This is a genomic window from Mesorhizobium sp. B4-1-4 (assembly GCF_006439395.2).
Classification (GTDB): domain Bacteria; phylum Pseudomonadota; class Alphaproteobacteria; order Rhizobiales; family Rhizobiaceae; genus Mesorhizobium.
Window position 1 is genome coordinate 1,322,584 of sequence record NZ_CP083950.1, and the last position, 14,490, is coordinate 1,337,073.

16 protein-coding genes are annotated in these 14,490 nt (G+C 62.9%); all 16 read left to right on the top strand.

Annotated features, from left to right (window positions below; translation table 11 throughout):
- The first annotated feature begins 179 nt into the window (after positions 1-179).
- The 16 genes from FJW03_RS06235 to FJW03_RS06310 all read left to right on the top strand — a co-directional run bounded on the left by FJW03_RS06235 (position 180) and on the right by FJW03_RS06310 (position 14,443).
- Positions 180-1,223 (top strand): enoyl-CoA hydratase/isomerase family protein, encoded by a 1,044-nt coding sequence (locus FJW03_RS06235; RefSeq protein WP_140762837.1) that lies wholly within the window; start codon positions 180-182, stop codon positions 1,221-1,223.
- On the top strand, positions 1,220-1,642 hold the full coding sequence (locus tag FJW03_RS06240; protein WP_140609986.1) for a DUF6163 family protein: 423 nt from the start codon (positions 1,220-1,222) through the stop codon (positions 1,640-1,642). Before FJW03_RS06235 ends, FJW03_RS06240 begins: the two co-directional genes overlap by 4 nt.
- A gap of 238 nt (positions 1,643-1,880) precedes the next feature.
- Positions 1,881-2,396 (top strand): transcriptional regulator LdtR, encoded by a 516-nt coding sequence (gene ldtR, locus FJW03_RS06245; RefSeq protein WP_013896002.1) that lies wholly within the window; start codon positions 1,881-1,883, stop codon positions 2,394-2,396.
- Between the two features lie 350 nt (positions 2,397-2,746).
- Positions 2,747-4,000 carry a L,D-transpeptidase family protein gene (locus FJW03_RS06250; protein ID WP_140609987.1) on the top strand — a complete coding sequence of 418 codons (1,254 nt, stop codon included), beginning with the start codon at positions 2,747-2,749 and terminating at the stop codon, positions 3,998-4,000.
- 191 nt (positions 4,001-4,191) lie between these two features.
- Positions 4,192-5,835 carry a Na+/H+ antiporter gene (locus tag FJW03_RS06255; protein ID WP_140762834.1) on the top strand — a complete coding sequence of 548 codons (1,644 nt, stop codon included), beginning with the start codon at positions 4,192-4,194 and terminating at the stop codon, positions 5,833-5,835.
- A gap of 204 nt (positions 5,836-6,039) precedes the next feature.
- A complete protein-coding gene (glyA, locus tag FJW03_RS06260; protein ID WP_015318249.1) occupies positions 6,040-7,353 on the top strand; it encodes a serine hydroxymethyltransferase in 1,314 nt (437 codons plus the stop codon).
- 79 nt (positions 7,354-7,432) lie between these two features.
- Entirely contained in the window at positions 7,433-8,011 is a 579-nt protein-coding gene (locus tag FJW03_RS06265; protein ID WP_181165597.1) for a hypothetical protein, read from the top strand.
- 204 nt (positions 8,012-8,215) lie between these two features.
- Positions 8,216-8,695, top strand: coding sequence for a transcriptional regulator NrdR (gene nrdR, locus FJW03_RS06270; protein ID WP_010915593.1), 480 nt, complete (start codon positions 8,216-8,218; stop codon positions 8,693-8,695).
- Positions 8,696-8,697: 2 nt separating this feature from the next.
- Positions 8,698-9,828 (top strand): bifunctional diaminohydroxyphosphoribosylaminopyrimidine deaminase/5-amino-6-(5-phosphoribosylamino)uracil reductase RibD, encoded by a 1,131-nt coding sequence (ribD, locus tag FJW03_RS06275; protein ID WP_140762826.1) that lies wholly within the window; start codon positions 8,698-8,700, stop codon positions 9,826-9,828.
- An 11-nt stretch (positions 9,829-9,839) separates the two neighbouring features.
- Positions 9,840-10,457, top strand: coding sequence for a riboflavin synthase (locus FJW03_RS06280; RefSeq protein ID WP_140762823.1), 618 nt, complete (start codon positions 9,840-9,842; stop codon positions 10,455-10,457).
- Positions 10,458-10,531: 74 nt separating this feature from the next.
- Positions 10,532-10,792: a CopG family ribbon-helix-helix protein gene (locus FJW03_RS06285; RefSeq protein ID WP_140692671.1), complete on the top strand. Its 261-nt coding sequence runs from the start codon at positions 10,532-10,534 to the stop codon at positions 10,790-10,792.
- Positions 10,792-11,067 (top strand): type II toxin-antitoxin system RelE/ParE family toxin, encoded by a 276-nt coding sequence (locus FJW03_RS06290; protein WP_140762820.1) that lies wholly within the window; start codon positions 10,792-10,794, stop codon positions 11,065-11,067. Before FJW03_RS06285 ends, FJW03_RS06290 begins: the two co-directional genes overlap by 1 nt.
- Positions 11,068-11,148: 81 nt before the next feature.
- Positions 11,149-11,643 (top strand): 6,7-dimethyl-8-ribityllumazine synthase, encoded by a 495-nt coding sequence (ribH, locus tag FJW03_RS06295; RefSeq protein ID WP_140609994.1) that lies wholly within the window; start codon positions 11,149-11,151, stop codon positions 11,641-11,643.
- On the top strand, positions 11,640-12,140 hold the full coding sequence (gene nusB, locus FJW03_RS06300; RefSeq protein WP_140609995.1) for a transcription antitermination factor NusB: 501 nt from the start codon (positions 11,640-11,642) through the stop codon (positions 12,138-12,140). Before ribH ends, nusB begins: the two co-directional genes overlap by 4 nt.
- Positions 12,137-13,375, top strand: coding sequence for an MFS transporter (locus tag FJW03_RS06305; protein ID WP_140762817.1), 1,239 nt, complete (start codon positions 12,137-12,139; stop codon positions 13,373-13,375). Before nusB ends, FJW03_RS06305 begins: the two co-directional genes overlap by 4 nt.
- Before the next feature lie 156 nt (positions 13,376-13,531).
- Positions 13,532-14,443, top strand: coding sequence for an ABC transporter substrate-binding protein (locus FJW03_RS06310; protein ID WP_140762813.1), 912 nt, complete (start codon positions 13,532-13,534; stop codon positions 14,441-14,443).
- The last annotated feature ends 47 nt before the right edge of the window (positions 14,444-14,490 follow it).

The following is a 14,490-nucleotide window of genomic DNA, read 5'->3' on the forward strand; positions in this document are numbered from 1 at the left end:
GTCCCCCGATCCCGTCTGCGCGCTTGATATCGGCGCGTCGCTTTGAATGGCGGCGATCTTCGTAGCATCGGCTGCCGCCAGCCGCCAAGACCGCGGCGAAGAGGCTGCTGCCATTGACGCACCCATGCGCCGCCTTTAGCACTTCAGTCCCGCAGGCGCGGGGAAGGGATTCTCTGGCAATGGATTTTGGTGGAGGCGACGAAATTCGCTTCGAACGGTTGGGCAGAGCCGGTGTCGTGACGCTGACACGGCCGCAGGCGCTCAATGCCGTCACCCATCGCATGGTCAAGGCACTGGGCAAGGCGCTGCATGCCTGGGAGCGCGATGACGGCGTGGACGTCGTCGTCATCAAGGCAGAGGGCAGGGCGTTTTCGGCCGGAGGCGATATCCTCCACATCTACGAAGCCGGCCGGGCTGGAAAGCCGCCGGTCGAGTTCTTCGCTGACGAGTATCGGCTGAACGCCCGCATCAACAGCTTCCGCAAACCTTATGTGGCGCTCATCGACGGCATCGTCATGGGGGGCGGCGTCGGCATTTCCTTTCACGGTTCGCACCGGGTGATGACGGAGAATGCACAGTTCGCCATGCCGGAGGTCGGCATCGGTTTTTTCCCCGATGTCGGCGCCAGCCACTTGCTGCCCGATCTTGGCGGCTCCTTCGGCATGTATCTGGCGCTGACCGGCAACCGCATCCGCTATGGCGATGCGCTGTGGTCTGGTCTGGCCACCCACACCATCAAGGCCGAGGACCAGGCAAGCTTCCTCGACCGGCTGGCGCTGACTGGCGATCCGGAATCGGTGCTGCACGGTTTCCTTGTTCCGGCGAAGCGGGAGACCGAAAGGCCGATCCTGGAGGCGATATCGCGCCATTTCGCCCAGCCGTCGCTGCAGGATGTCATCGACAGCCTGGACCGCGCGGCAAGCACCGACGAATTCGCGGCAAAGACGCTGGCGACGATCCGCACGCGCTCGCCGACCAGCCTTCGCGTCGCCTGGCGGCAGATCAGCGCCGGGCTGACATTGTCGATGGACGACTGCATGAAGATGGAGTTCCGTATCCTCAACCGCATGCTTGCCGGCCACGATTTCTACGAAGGCATCCGCGCCGCCATCATCGACAAGGGATCGAAGCCGCAATGGCGGCCGGCAAGTCTTGACGCGGTCCGTGAGGCCGATATCGATGCCTATTTCGCCCCGCTCGGCGAACGGGAACTCCTGACATGAGCGAAGTGACGTCGAGACGCGTCGTGCTTCAGCCCTCGACGGTCGAGGTGATCTTCGCCTGGTTCCAGCGCGTCATCGCGGGCTACTGCCTGCTCTTCGGCATACTGTACTGGATCAAGCTGATCGGCTTCTATCCAGGCTCGCTGTGGCGCTTCGACCTCATGCCGGTGCACTGGCAGGTGGCGACGGTGATGCTCGCCGTGTTTTTTCCCTTCGCCGCCGCGGGGCTGTGGATGCTGGCCTCCTGGGGCCCGGTGATCTGGTTCATCTGCGCGGTCACCGAGACCGTCATGTATGCCGGTTTTCCCGAGCTTTTCGGCCATCGGCTGCTGATCGTCGTCTCGCATGCGGCGGTGGCGCTGCTCTACATCGTCTTTCGCGTCGTCATCTACCTGCAGAAACGCCCCGTACGGCACTAAGCCTTTGCGGCCATTGATGACTTGGCGGCCGCCTGAATCCAGCCCCGCGATCATTGCCTAAATCTTTAGGTTAATCATCCTTGCTCGGGTGACCGTTCGTTAAGCCTCTTTCGAAACCTCTTACCGGTAAGCTCTTGTTAGCCCTAGCGTTTAAGTCGAATTTTATGAGTATTCGATAGTGTCGCGATCAAGGTGAAAAACAAAAAATCACCAGGGCGACAAACGAGAGGCAAAGACAATGATCAATTCGCGTCCGGCGGCGAAGACCGCCAACGTATCCGACGATCGCCGCGAGGCTATCCGTTCCCTGTACATGGAATCGCTGCAGCTGGTCGAGCGGCTGCACCGCCGTCTGCTTGACGTGATCAAGGACGAATTTGACCGCAACGGCCGTTCCGACATCAATGCCATCCAGGCGCTGCTGCTCTTCAACATCGGCAATTCCGAGCTGACCGCCGGCGAGTTGCGCTCGCGTGGCTACTATCTCGGCTCGAACGTGTCCTACAACCTGAAGAAGCTGGTCGATCTCGGCTTCATCAACCACCAGCGCTCGCGCATCGACCGCCGTTCGGTCCGCGTTTCTTTGACGCCGAAGGGCAACGAGGTGGCGGATGTGGTCGCCGGCCTCTATGAGCGCCATGTCGGCTCGATCGAACAGGTCGGCGGCATCAACACCGACGAGTTCAAGCAGATGAACCGCGCCCTGCAGCGGCTCGACCGCTTCTGGAACGACACCATCGCCTACCGGATGTAAGGCGCCACACAGATCTGGCCCGCGCCAAAGAAGCGCGGCCGAAACAGCGACCTCCAGTCAGGCCGGTGCCGAAAAGCACCGGTCCCTTTCTTTTCAGAGCGACGGCCGGTCCGATTTGGGCGAAAGGCCACGTTGCCGCCATATTCCAGTGGAACCGAGGATCGCAGTGATGCAGTGGTGAAGGCCTTGCGTCCACCCGCAACCGTGTCGCGCTCGTGCGTTTATCGCCAATGTGATACGGACCATGGTTGGCTAATTGTTAAGATTGCCAATTTTAGAGTGCGGGCGAGATCGCCCGATGATCAACGCAGCAAAGTGATCGAACCGCTACAAAAATGTCTGGAACGTCCATGATAACCAGCCGCCGTTTTTTCCTTTCCGGAGCATCGTTGCTCGCTGCCGCCATGGTGGCCGGGCGTGCGAATGCGCAGGATGTGATCGGGGATATCTTGAAATCCTCGGCGCGCGGCAATTGGGACGATCAGTTCGATGCCCGCGCCAGCGAAGGCGGCAAGGTGGCCTCGACGTTGCCGATTTTCAGCCCGCAGACGGTCGCCTTCACCGAGCAGGCCGTCGCGCAGTATCAGAACATCGTCGGCCAGGGTGGATGGCAGCCGGTGCCGGACACCAAGAAGCTGCAGCTCGGCGTCGACGACCCGGATGTGGTGCCGCTGCGCAAGCGCCTGATGATTGCGGGCGACCTGTCGCAGAATGCCGGCATCTCGACGGCGTTCGATTCCTATGTCGACTCGGCGGTGAAGCGCTTCCAGCTGCGCCATGGCCTTCCCGCCGATGGCTCGATGGGCAAGTACACCTATGCCGCGATGAACGTTTCGGCGCAGATCCGGCTTGGCCAGTTGCAGACCAATCTGCAAAGGCTGAAGGAGAAGGCCGGCACACTCGGCAATCGTTACGTGCTGGTCGACATTCCGGCGGCTCAGGTCGAGGCGGTCGAGAATGACCGTGTCGTGCTCCGCCACACGGCAATCGTCGGCAAGATCGATCGCCAGACACCGATCGTCAATTCCAAGATCAACGAGATCATTGTCAATCCGTATTGGAACGCGCCGGTGTCGATCGTGCGCAAGGACATCATTCCGCTGATGCGGAAGGATCCCAACTATCTGAAGAACAGCCATATCCGCCTGTTCGCGCCGGATGGCAGCGAAGTCGATCCGATGAATGTGGACTGGTCGACGGATGATGCGGCCAAGTACCGGTTCCGCCAGGATCCGGGCTCGGAAAACGCGATGGCTTCGGTGAAGATCAATTTCCCGAGCCCGGATGGCGTCTATATGCATGACACGCCGCAGCAGAGCCTGTTCGGCAAGATGATGCGCTTCGATTCCTCGGGCTGCGTGCGCGTCCAGAACGTGCGCGACCTCGTCACCTGGATCCTGCGCGACACGCCCGGCTGGGACCGCCAGCATTTCGAGGCGGCGATCAAGACCGGCCAGAACACGCCGATCCAGGTCACCAACCCGGTGCCGGTGCACTTCCTCTATCTCTCGGCATGGTCGACGGGACCCGGCGTCGTGCAGTTCCGCGATGATATTTACGCGCTTGACGGTGCCAGCGAGCTGCAGATCACCTCTTCGCTCTAAGTGATTGATAATTTTATGAAAGGCCGCCTTCGAGGCGGCCTTTCGTTTTGCGGAGGACGTGTTCAAATCAATCTCTAGTCGACCAGCCGCACTGCCGCCTTGATGCGGCTGACGGTCATTGCCGCGCGGCGCCTTGTCTGGACGCGAGACCGACGATTGCGCATGGTTCGTGAAACAGCCGGAATCGCGCCATGCAAGCCGCTATCTTTGTCCTCCTGGTGCTCGTCTTCGTCGCCGTTTCCGGCGCATTGGTGCGCCTGGTGCGCGTGCCGCTGCCGGTGCTGCAGATCGCGATAGGCGCCGCGCTTGCCTGGCCGGTGCGCGGCATCCATATCGAGATCGATCCGGAACTGTTCCTGCTGGTGTTCATTCCGCCGCTGCTGTTCAGCGATGCCTTTGGTGCGCCCAAGCGCGAGCTGGTGGCATCGCGCTGGCCGATCCTTGCCCTTGCCATAGGCCTCGTCTTCTTCACCATCGTCGGCTTCGGCTATGCCTTGCACTGGCTGGTGCCCAGCATCCCGCTGGTCGTTGCATTCGCTCTTGCCGCGGTGCTGTCGCCGACGGACGCGGTGGCTGTCTCCTCGATCGTCGACAGGAACGTCGTTCCGGCGCGGCTAATGCACATTCTGGAAGGCGAGTCGCTGCTCAACGACGCGTCGGGTCTGGTCATGTTCCGCTTTGCCGTCGCGGCAGCGTTGACCGGCAGTTTTTCCTTCGCCGCCGCCTCGCTGAGTTTTCTCTATGCGGTGGTGGTAGGCATCCTGGCCGGCGTGGCGGCATTGTTCGTCGCCGCCAAGGCGCTACAACTGCTCGACCGCATCGGCGGCGTGCCGGCCGAGGCGCAGGTGCTGATCACCATCCTGCTCCCCTTCGTCGCCTATCTCGGCGCCGAGCACTTCGAGGCCTCGGGCGTCCTGGCCGCCGTGACCGCTGGCCTCCTGATCGGGAGCACCGGCATATTCCGCTTTCTCGGTGTCTCGGCGCGCATGCAGACGATCTCGCTGTGGACGACGTTTTCCTTCGTCTTCAACGGCGCGCTGTTCATTGTGCTCGGCCTCCAGCTTCCCGAAATCATCCGCAAGGTGCCGCCGGAACTCACCGGCCATTATCCCGCCATCCAGCCGGTGCTGACCGTGGTGGCGCTGACCCTGTGCCTGATCGCGCTCCGTTTCGTCTGGATCTGGATCGGCGATATCGCGGCGGCGCTCGCCGCACGGCTCGGCAAGCGCAAGGCCGAGCCATTCGGCCTGCGGGTGCGGCTCGCGGGATCGGTGGCCGGCGTGCGCGGGGCCATCACATTGGCCGGCATATTGTCGCTGCCGTTGGCCCTGCAGGATGGTTCGCCGTTCCCCGCACGGGACCTGGTCATCTTTCTCGCCGCCGGCGTTATCATCTGCTCCCTGGCGATCGCCAGCCTTGCCTTGCCGGTGATCGCGCGCGGGCTGATCGGGCCAGGCGAAGATTCCGGGGCGGCCGAGGAGCGCATGGCGCGTGTCGGCGCGGCGAAGGCGGCAATCGCCCATCTTGAAAGCATCGCGCAGACGGATGAAGGGGAGGGCGATGTGCCTGGCGCCAGGCTCGCCGCCGCCAACGGCATTGTCGCTGCCTACCGGCGACGTATCGCTGCGTCCGACGAGGCCGACGAAGCGCGCGCCGAAGTGCGGGAGGCAGGCAGGCTGGAGGTCGACCTGAGGCTCGCCGGCATCGCCGCCGAGCGTGACGCCTTGCGCGCCATGCTTCGCCGCGGCGAGATCAACGACCACACAGCGCAAGCGCTGTTCACCGAGACCACGCTTACGGAAGCTCTTTTGAACGGCAGGCAGATGCGGAAGTAGGACTGGCGACGCCCAGGTGCCGTGGATTCGCAGCCTCTGGCGCAAACCGGCCAGCAAATTTCGCGCTGCAAACGTGGCGGGTTGAAAACAACTGTGTTAATGGCGCGGCGAACTCAATGCATGTCGCCCAAAAGTGTGCAGCGGTTTTGGGACGACGGCATACTCAAAACAAAAACTGACCTCGAACCCTGGGGAATTCAGGCCATGGCAACAGCAGCGGCAGCGTCGAACAAATTCGAATCCTTCTTCGAAACCACGCTGGAAGATGCCGATCCGGAGATTTTCGGCGCCATCCGCAACGAACTCGGTCGCCAGCGCCACGAGATCGAACTGATCGCCTCGGAAAACATCGTCTCGCGCGCCGTGCTCGAGGCGCAGGGGTCGATCATGACCAACAAATATGCCGAGGGCTATCCGGGCAAGCGCTATTATGGCGGCTGCCAGTTCGTCGACGTCGCCGAGGAATTGGCCATCGAGCGGGCGAAAAAGCTGTTCGGCTGCAACTTCGCCAACGTCCAGCCGAACTCGGGCAGCCAGATGAACCAGGCGGTGTTCCTGGCGCTCTTGCAGCCTGGCGACACTTTTATGGGCCTCGATCTCAATTCCGGTGGCCACCTCACCCACGGTTCGCCGGTCAACATGAGCGGCAAGTGGTTCAAGGTCGTATCTTACGGCGTGCGCAAGGACGATCATCTGCTCGACATGGACGCGATCGAAAAGACCGCGCACGAGACCAAGCCGAAGCTGATCCTGGCCGGCGGCACCGCCTATTCGCGCATCTGGGACTGGAAGCGTTTCCGCGAGATCGCGGATGCGGTCGGCGCCTATCTGATGGTCGACATGGCGCACATTGCGGGGCTCGTCGCCGGTGGCGTGCATCCCTCGCCACTGCCGCACGCGCATGTGGTGACCACCACCACGCACAAGTCGCTGCGCGGCCCACGTGGCGGCATGATCCTGTGCAACGACGAAGACATTGCCAAGAAGATGAATTCGGCGGTGTTCCCCGGCCTGCAGGGCGGTCCGCTGATGCATGTCATCGCCGCCAAGGCAGTGGCCTTCGGCGAGGCGCTGAAGCCGAGCTTCAAGGTCTATGCCGAGAGCGTGGCCGCCAACGCCAAGGCGCTGGCCTCCAGCCTCAAGGAAACGGGTCTCGACATCGTTTCCGGCGGCACCGACAACCATCTGATGCTGGTCGACCTGCGTCCCAAGAACGCCACCGGCAAGCGGGCCGAGGCAGCCCTTGGCCGCGCCAACATCACCTGCAACAAGAACGGCATCCCGTTCGATCCGGAAAAGCCCTTCGTCACCTCGGGCGTGCGGCTGGGCACACCCGCCGGCACCACGCGCGGCTTCGGCCAGGCCGAGTTCCGGGAGATCGGCAAGCTGATCGCAGAAGTGCTCGATGGCCTCAAGGTCGCCAATTCCGACGAGGGCAATGCCGCGGTCGAGGCGGCGGTCAAGGCCAAGGTGGTGGCGCTGACCGATCGCTTCCCGCTCTATCCTTATCTCGGTTGACCGGACGCGTAGCGTCATCTTTTATCCGCCGTGGTGCATCACCCTCGATCGGGTGATGCATGGAACCGGAGAATTGAGGATGCGCGATTTTCGTTCTGGCTTGCTCGGCGTTGTCGGCTGGCTGGCCGTTTGCGGCGCCGCTTTGGCGCAGACCCAGCCCGCCCCGGACATGCCTGCCACCAGCACCTTCGGCCGATGGACAACCCTCGTCGATGCGCTCGACACCGGCCAGGACGCTCGCAAGACCTGCGCGGCTTCGACGGCGTTCTTCGATGCGAGTGGCAATTCGGGCACGCTGACATTGTCGATTTCGACCGGCGATGCCCTGCCACCAGACGCTTATCCGGCCGTAATGCTGACCATCGACAATCGCAACCTGCCGACCGGCGATAAGATCGCGGCGACTTTCGGCGACCCCGGCGTCAAGGTTTCGGCTACGGTCTCTTCCAGCGATGCCGTCAACGGCCGCCCGAGCTGGACGGTCGACAATCAGGCCAAGACCAGTCTCGCGCTGCTGCGTGCCATGCGCCAGGCCACCTCGCTCGATGTGGCTTTCGGCAAGGAGGCAGTCGCCAGCATCCCGATGGACGGCTTCACCAAGGCCTACCGCAATCTCGGAACATCCTGCGGCTTTCCAACCAAGGACGTCGCGCCGTGATGCGGACGGCCGGGTGGGAGTGGGGGCTGCGAATGGGCCTTGCATGGAGGGTGTGGTCGGCGGCTGGTTGCCCGCGCTGGCAATCTTGCTTGCGCCTCGCTATCTCTGATGCGGCAGGCCGTCGAAGAAACGGAACTGCTTCAATCCCGACCGGAAAGGCTCTAAGCCTTTCGCCTCATCAGATTCGCGAACTCAAGGCTTTTTATGCGCTGTCCCTATTGCCAGTCCGAAGATACGCAGGTGAAGGATTCGCGCCCCGCCGAGGATGGCGCGGCGATCCGCAGGCGGCGTGTCTGCCCCGACTGCGGTGGCCGTTTCACCACCTTCGAACGCGTGCAATTGCGCGATCTGGTCGTGGTCAAGAAATCAGGCCGGAAAGTGCCGTTCGACCGCGACAAGCTGTTACGCTCGGTCGAGATCGCGGTGCGCAAGCGCAATGTCGATCCTGAACGCATCGACCGTGCGGTGACCGGCATCGTGCGCCAGCTCGAAAGCTCGGGCGAGACGGAAGTGGCTTCCGGCGAGGTCGGCCGACTGGTCATGGAAGCGCTGAAGTCGCTCGACGACGTCGCCTATGTCCGCTTCGCTTCGGTCTACCGCAATTTTCGCGAGGCCAAGGACTTCCATGAACTGCTGGGTGAACTGAAGGGTGACGAAGACAAGAGCGAAGAGGACGCCGGCTGACCATGGCAGCACCGCAACGCAGCGAGGCCAAACAAGCGGCCCTTGATCGCCGTTTCATGGCCGCCGCTCTGCGGCTTTCGCGCCGGAATGCGGGCAGGACCTCGACCAATCCTTCCGTGGGCACGCTGGTCGTGCGCGATGACGGCGCGGGGCCGATGATCGTCGGCACCGGCGTCACCGCGATCGGCGGCCGCCCGCATGCCGAGACCGAGGCGCTGGCCGAGGCAGGCGAATTGGCGCGCGGCGCCACCGCTTATGTGACACTGGAACCCTGCGCCCATCACGGCCGCACGCCGCCTTGCGCCAATGCGCTGGTCAATGCCGGCATCGCGCGGGTCGTTGGCGCGGCGAGCGATCCCGATCCGCGCGTTTCCGGCAAGGGCTACGCCATTCTGCGCGCCGCCGGTGTCGAGGTGGTCGAAAAGGTACTGGCGGCGGAAGCCGCCGAGCAGATGGCAGGCTATCTCATTCGCTCGCTCAACAAGCGTCCGGAAGTGACTCTTAAGCTTGCGCTTTCCAGCGATGGCAAGATCGGCAGGGAAGGCGCCGGTCAGGTCGCGATAACAGGCGATATTGCGCGCCGCGAAGTCTACATGATACGGGCCGAGGCCGACGCCATCCTGGTCGGCATCGGCACGGCGCTGGAGGATGATCCGGCGCTGACCGTGCGTTTGCCGGGGCTGGAGAATCGCTCGCCGGCTCGTATCGTCCTCGATCGTCAGATCAGGCTCCCGGAGAGCTCGAAACTGGTCTCGGGCGTGGATCGCGTGCCGCTCTATGTCGCCGCTTGCCTGGAGGCCGATCCGCGGCGCCGGGCGACGCTCGAACGTGCCGGTGTGCGCTTCATCGGCACCGAAACGCATCAGGGTGGCGTCGCGTTGCCGGAACTGCTCGAGGATCTGGCGGCGCTCGGCATGGCTACTGTACTGGTCGAAGGGGGCGCCAAGGTAGCCAGCGCTTTCCTGGCGGATGGGCTGGTCGACCGCGTCGTGCTGTTCCAGGGGCCGGAAGCGATCGGCGAAGACGGCATTGCATCGCCCGTCGATGCTGACCATATCCCGGCTGGCTTTCGCAAGTTGCGCGAGATGCAGTTCGGCGAAGACAGCTACGCCGAGTGGGTAAGGGACCTCTAGGATCAGCATCGATGTTTACTGGAATTGTCACCGATATCGGCACCGTCGCGGCCGTCAAGCCGCTCAGCGAAGGCATCGGCTTACGCATCGATACTGCTTATGACCCCGAGACCATCGCCATCGGTGCTTCGATCTCCTGCGGCGGTGTCTGCCTGACGGTCACGGCTTTGCCCGAGAGCGGCTCGAACGCACGCTGGTTCGAGGTCGAGGCCTGGGAAGAAGCCTTGCGGCTGACCACGGCCTCGGGCTGGAGACCCGGCACGCGGATCAATCTGGAGCGGGCGCTGAAGATCGGTGACGAACTCGGCGGTCATATTGTCTCAGGCCATGTCGACGGCACCGCCGAGATCGTCGAGCGCAAGGACGAAGGTGATGCGGTGCGCTTCACGCTGGAAGCGCCGGGCCATTTGGCCAAGTTCATCGCGCCGAAAGGTTCCGTCGCGCTCGACGGCACCTCGCTCACCGTCAACAAGGTCGAGGCCACCCGCTTCGACGTGCTGTTGATCCACCACTCGCTGACCGTCACCACCTGGGGCGAGCGCAAAATCGGCGACCACGTCAATCTTGAGATCGACACCATGGCCCGCTACGCGGCGCGGCTGGCAGCAGCGGCCAAAGAGGGGCTATGAACGTCGCCGGCCTGACCCTCTACCTCGACTTAATCGGATTTAATCGCTACGATTAAATCTGATTGTGAGGTTAGATGGACACAAAAGTAATCACCGCTCACGTTCCGCTGCCGCTGGCGGAAAAAGTAGACCAACTGGCTGCTCGCCTTGAGCGCCCGCGCGGCTGGATTGTCAAACAAGCTCTTTCTGCGTGGGTGGATTTGGAGGAGGAGCGCCAACGGCTCACGCTGGAAGCACTGGCCGATGTGGACGCAGGACGGGTCATCGATCACCAGGCCGTGCAGGCATGGGCTGAGAGTCTTGGCACCGAAAAGCCGCTGCCGGTGCCACGCTGATGGAGTTGAAATGGACCAGTAAGGCTTTGTCCGATCTGGTCCGGCTCCATGACTTTCTAGCGCCGGCAAATGGTCCGGCTGCCGCACGAGCCGTACAGTCGCTTGCCGCCGCGCCGGCACGGCTGGTTGAGTATCCACGCATAGGTGAGAGACTGGAAGAGTTCGAACCACGCGAGGTGCGCCGCATTTTGGTAGGCAGCTACGAAATTCGTTACGAAATACAGAGCACGACAATCTTCGTGTTGCGCCTATGGCATACGCGGGAGGATCGATAGAGCAGGCGTCCATCGAGCAATCTTCTGCTTGCGATCAACCCGGCTTCGGCCTAAGTCACCGGCAACCCCCCGGAGATATCTATGGCTGGCACATCCCAACACGGCAGAGCCTTCATTCGTCCGAAGGCGAAGGCGCATCTGCTCATCGTCGAAGCGCGCTTTCACGACGATCTTGCCGACGCGCTGCTGGAAGGCGCGACAAGCGCGCTCGATGAAGCGGACGCAACCTATGACGTTGTCACCGTTCCCGGCTCGCTGGAGATTCCCGCGGTGATCACCTTCGCGCTGGACGGTGCCGCCGAGGGCGGCACGCACTATGACGGCTTCGTTGCGCTCGGCACCATCATCCGCGGCGATACCTATCATTTCGACATCGTCGCCAATGAATCCAGCCGCGCGCTCATGGACCTGTCCGTGCAGGACTCCGTCTGTGTCGGCAACGGTATCCTGACCACCGAGAATGACGCGCAGGCGTGGACCCGGGCAAAGCGCTCGGAAGGCGACAAGGGTGGTTTCGCCGCGCGTGCGGCATTGACCATGATTGCCCTCAAGGAACAACTGGGAGCGCGATCGTGAGCGAACCTGCTTCACCCGGCCAGCCCGCGGCACGCCAGGCCAACAAGCGCGGCGCTGCTCGGCTCGCCGCCGTGCAGGCCCTCTACCAGATGGACGTGGCCGGTAGTGGTGTCTTCGAGATCACCGCCGAATATGAGGCGTTTCGCCTCGGCAAGGAAGTCGACGGCGCGCTCTATCGCGAGGCCGACGCGCAATGGTTTCGCGCCATCCTTACGGGGGTCGTCGAGAATCAGAAGACCATCGATCCGATCATCCGCCAGGCGCTGACGGATGACTGGCCGTTGTCCAGGCTCGATTCGACGCTTCGCGCCATGCTGCGTGCCGGCGTCTATGAGTTGATGAAGCGCGAGGATGTGCCCGTCGCCGTCGTCGTCACCGAATATGTCGACATCGCCAAGGCCTTCTACGAGGAAGACGAACCGAAGCTGGTCAATGCCGTGCTCGACCGCGTATCGCGCCGGGTGCGCGGCGAGGGACGTGGCAAGGACGCATCGTGACGGCCATCGCTGTCGAGACGGGCAGGGAAGGGCGACGCACCGCGTTGATCCTCGCCGCCTCGCAGGCGGTTATCGGATCGGCGGCACCCATCGCCATCTCCATGGGGGCGCTGGCCGGGCAATATCTGCTCGGCGCCGACAAATCACTGGCGACAGCGCCAATCACCGGCTTCAACCTTGGCGTGGCGCTCGGCGCTTTGCCCGCCGCGGCTATTATCCGCCGGATGGGCCAGCGCGGCGGCTTCATGACCGGGACCGTCGTCACCGCGCTTGGTGGCCTGATAGCGACACTGGCGCTTTTCCACGGCAGTTTCTGGATTTTCGCGTTCGCGCTGCTCGTGATCGGCATCGGTGGTGCCTTCGTGCAGCAGTTCCGCTTCGCCGCCGCCGATAACGCGCCGCCGGAGTTCAAGGCGCGCGCCATCTCCTTCGTACTGGCCGGCGGCATCGTCACCGCTATCCTTGGGCCGCAGATTGTCATCTTCACCCGGGAATTGTTCGCGCCGGTGATGTTTGCCGGTTCGTTTGCATCCATCCTTGTGCTGGCGGCCGTCGGCGCCGCGATCCTGTCGCTGCTGAGATTGCCGGCAAAGACCGCCGCCAAGGTCGACGTTGCCGACAGCGATGCCAGGCCATTGGTCGAAATCATCACGAAGCCGCGCTTTATCGCCGCGTTGTCTTGCGAGGTCGGCAGTTACGCGCTGATGAGCTTCGTCATGACTGGCGCACCACTGGCCATGGTCGGCTGCGGCCTGTCGGAGGATAATGCGACGCTCGGCATTTCCTGGCATGTCATGGCGATGTTCGCGCCGAGCTTTTTTACCGGCTCGCTGATTCATCGCTTCGGCGCCGAGCGCATCGTGGCGGCAGGTCTGGTCCTGCTCATCGGCTGCGCCATCGTCGCCTTGTCGGGCTTGGCGCTATGGCAATTCTGGACGGCGCTGATCCTGCTCGGGCTTGGCTGGAATTTCAGTTTCATCGGCGCCACCGCCATGGTCGCGGCCAGTTACCGGCCCTCTGAAAAGAGCAAGGTGCAGGGTTTCCACGATTTCATCCTATTCGGCTCGGTCGCCTGCGCGTCGCTGCTCTCGGGCATGGTCTATAACGCCTGGGGTTGGACGATGCTCAACTGGATGATCTTTCCGGTCACAGTGCTGTGCTTCGTCGCGCTCGGTGCGCTCAAGCTGACGAATTCACGCAAGGCCAACGCCTGGTCCAGATCGCTGTCGCCCTGACAGAATGCTGTCGGCATGCTTCGGGTCGAACGCGCCGCGCCGAACAAAAATATTGCGCCTGTGCCTGTTGTTATGAAACCGTATGCCCCGACGGGCCGTTCGAGCCATGCTCATATTCGGCTGCCGAATCTCGGTGGATAACAAGGGGTTTTCAAAATGTTTTCAGTCAAGATTTTGGCCAGCGCGGCATTGGCTCTGGCCGTCACGGCGGCTTCTGCCAGTGCACAGGTGGTTGTCTCCTCCAAGATCGACACCGAGGGCGGCGTGCTGGGCAACATTATCCAGCTCGTTCTCAACGCCAACAACATCAAGACCACGGACCGCATCCAGCTCGGCGGCACGCCGGTGGTGCGCAAAGCGATCACCGCCGGCGAGATTGACATCTATCCCGAATACACCGGCAACGCGGCTTTCTTCTTCGAAAAGGCGGACGACCCGGTATGGAAGGATGCCGCCAAGGCCTATGAGACGGCCAAGAAACTTGACTATGACGCCAACAAGATCGTCTGGCTGTCGCCTGCGCCGGCCAACAACACCTGGGCGATCGCGCTGCGCAAGGAAGTGGCCGACAGCAACAAGCTCGCCACGCTTTCCGACTTCGGCAAATATGTTGCCGGCGGCAGCCAGGTTGTGTTGGCGGCTTCGGCCGAGTTCGTCAACTCGGCCGCGGCCCTGCCGGCCTTCCAGACCACCTATGGCTTCACGCTGAAACCGGAGCAACTGATCACGCTGTCGGGCGGCGATACGGCGGCGACCATTGCCGCGGCCGCCAACCAGACCAGCGGCGCCAACGCCGCCATGGTCTACGGCACCGACGGCGGCATCGCGCCGTCGGGCCTCGTCGTGCTCAACGACGACAAGGGTGTGCAGCCGGTCTACCAGCCGGCGCCGATCATCCGCGAATCCGTGCTCAAGGAACATCCGGAGATCGAGCCGCTGCTGAAGCCGGTCTTCGCCAAGCTCGACCTCGTCACGCTGCAGGAACTGAACGGCCGCGTGCAGGTCGGCGGCGAGCCGGTCAAGGGCGTCGCCGAGGACTTCCTGAAGAAGAACGGGTTCTTGAAGTAAAAGCCTGCCTTGAAGAGCGCGATGCCGGTGCGAGGCACCCCCCGCTG

Excerpts from the sequence above, each read along its gene's own strand:
- FJW03_RS06235 (WP_140762837.1), top strand. The coding sequence starts at position 180 with ATGGATTTTGGTGGAGGCGACGAAATTCGCTTCGAACGGTTGGGCAGA.
- FJW03_RS06240 (WP_140609986.1), top strand. The coding sequence starts at position 1,220 with ATGAGCGAAGTGACGTCGAGACGCGTCGTGCTTCAGCCCTCGACGGTC.
- ldtR (WP_013896002.1), top strand. The coding sequence starts at position 1,881 with ATGATCAATTCGCGTCCGGCGGCGAAGACCGCCAACGTATCCGACGAT.
- FJW03_RS06250 (WP_140609987.1), top strand. The coding sequence starts at position 2,747 with ATGATAACCAGCCGCCGTTTTTTCCTTTCCGGAGCATCGTTGCTCGCT.
- FJW03_RS06255 (WP_140762834.1), top strand. The coding sequence starts at position 4,192 with ATGCAAGCCGCTATCTTTGTCCTCCTGGTGCTCGTCTTCGTCGCCGTT.
- glyA (WP_015318249.1), top strand. The coding sequence starts at position 6,040 with ATGGCAACAGCAGCGGCAGCGTCGAACAAATTCGAATCCTTCTTCGAA.
- FJW03_RS06265 (WP_181165597.1), top strand. The coding sequence starts at position 7,433 with ATGCGCGATTTTCGTTCTGGCTTGCTCGGCGTTGTCGGCTGGCTGGCC.
- nrdR (WP_010915593.1), top strand. The coding sequence starts at position 8,216 with ATGCGCTGTCCCTATTGCCAGTCCGAAGATACGCAGGTGAAGGATTCG.
- ribD (WP_140762826.1), top strand. The coding sequence starts at position 8,698 with ATGGCAGCACCGCAACGCAGCGAGGCCAAACAAGCGGCCCTTGATCGC.
- FJW03_RS06280 (WP_140762823.1), top strand. The coding sequence starts at position 9,840 with ATGTTTACTGGAATTGTCACCGATATCGGCACCGTCGCGGCCGTCAAG.
- FJW03_RS06285 (WP_140692671.1), top strand. The coding sequence starts at position 10,532 with ATGGACACAAAAGTAATCACCGCTCACGTTCCGCTGCCGCTGGCGGAA.
- FJW03_RS06290 (WP_140762820.1), top strand. The coding sequence starts at position 10,792 with ATGGAGTTGAAATGGACCAGTAAGGCTTTGTCCGATCTGGTCCGGCTC.
- ribH (WP_140609994.1), top strand. The coding sequence starts at position 11,149 with ATGGCTGGCACATCCCAACACGGCAGAGCCTTCATTCGTCCGAAGGCG.
- FJW03_RS06310 (WP_140762813.1), top strand. The coding sequence starts at position 13,532 with ATGTTTTCAGTCAAGATTTTGGCCAGCGCGGCATTGGCTCTGGCCGTC.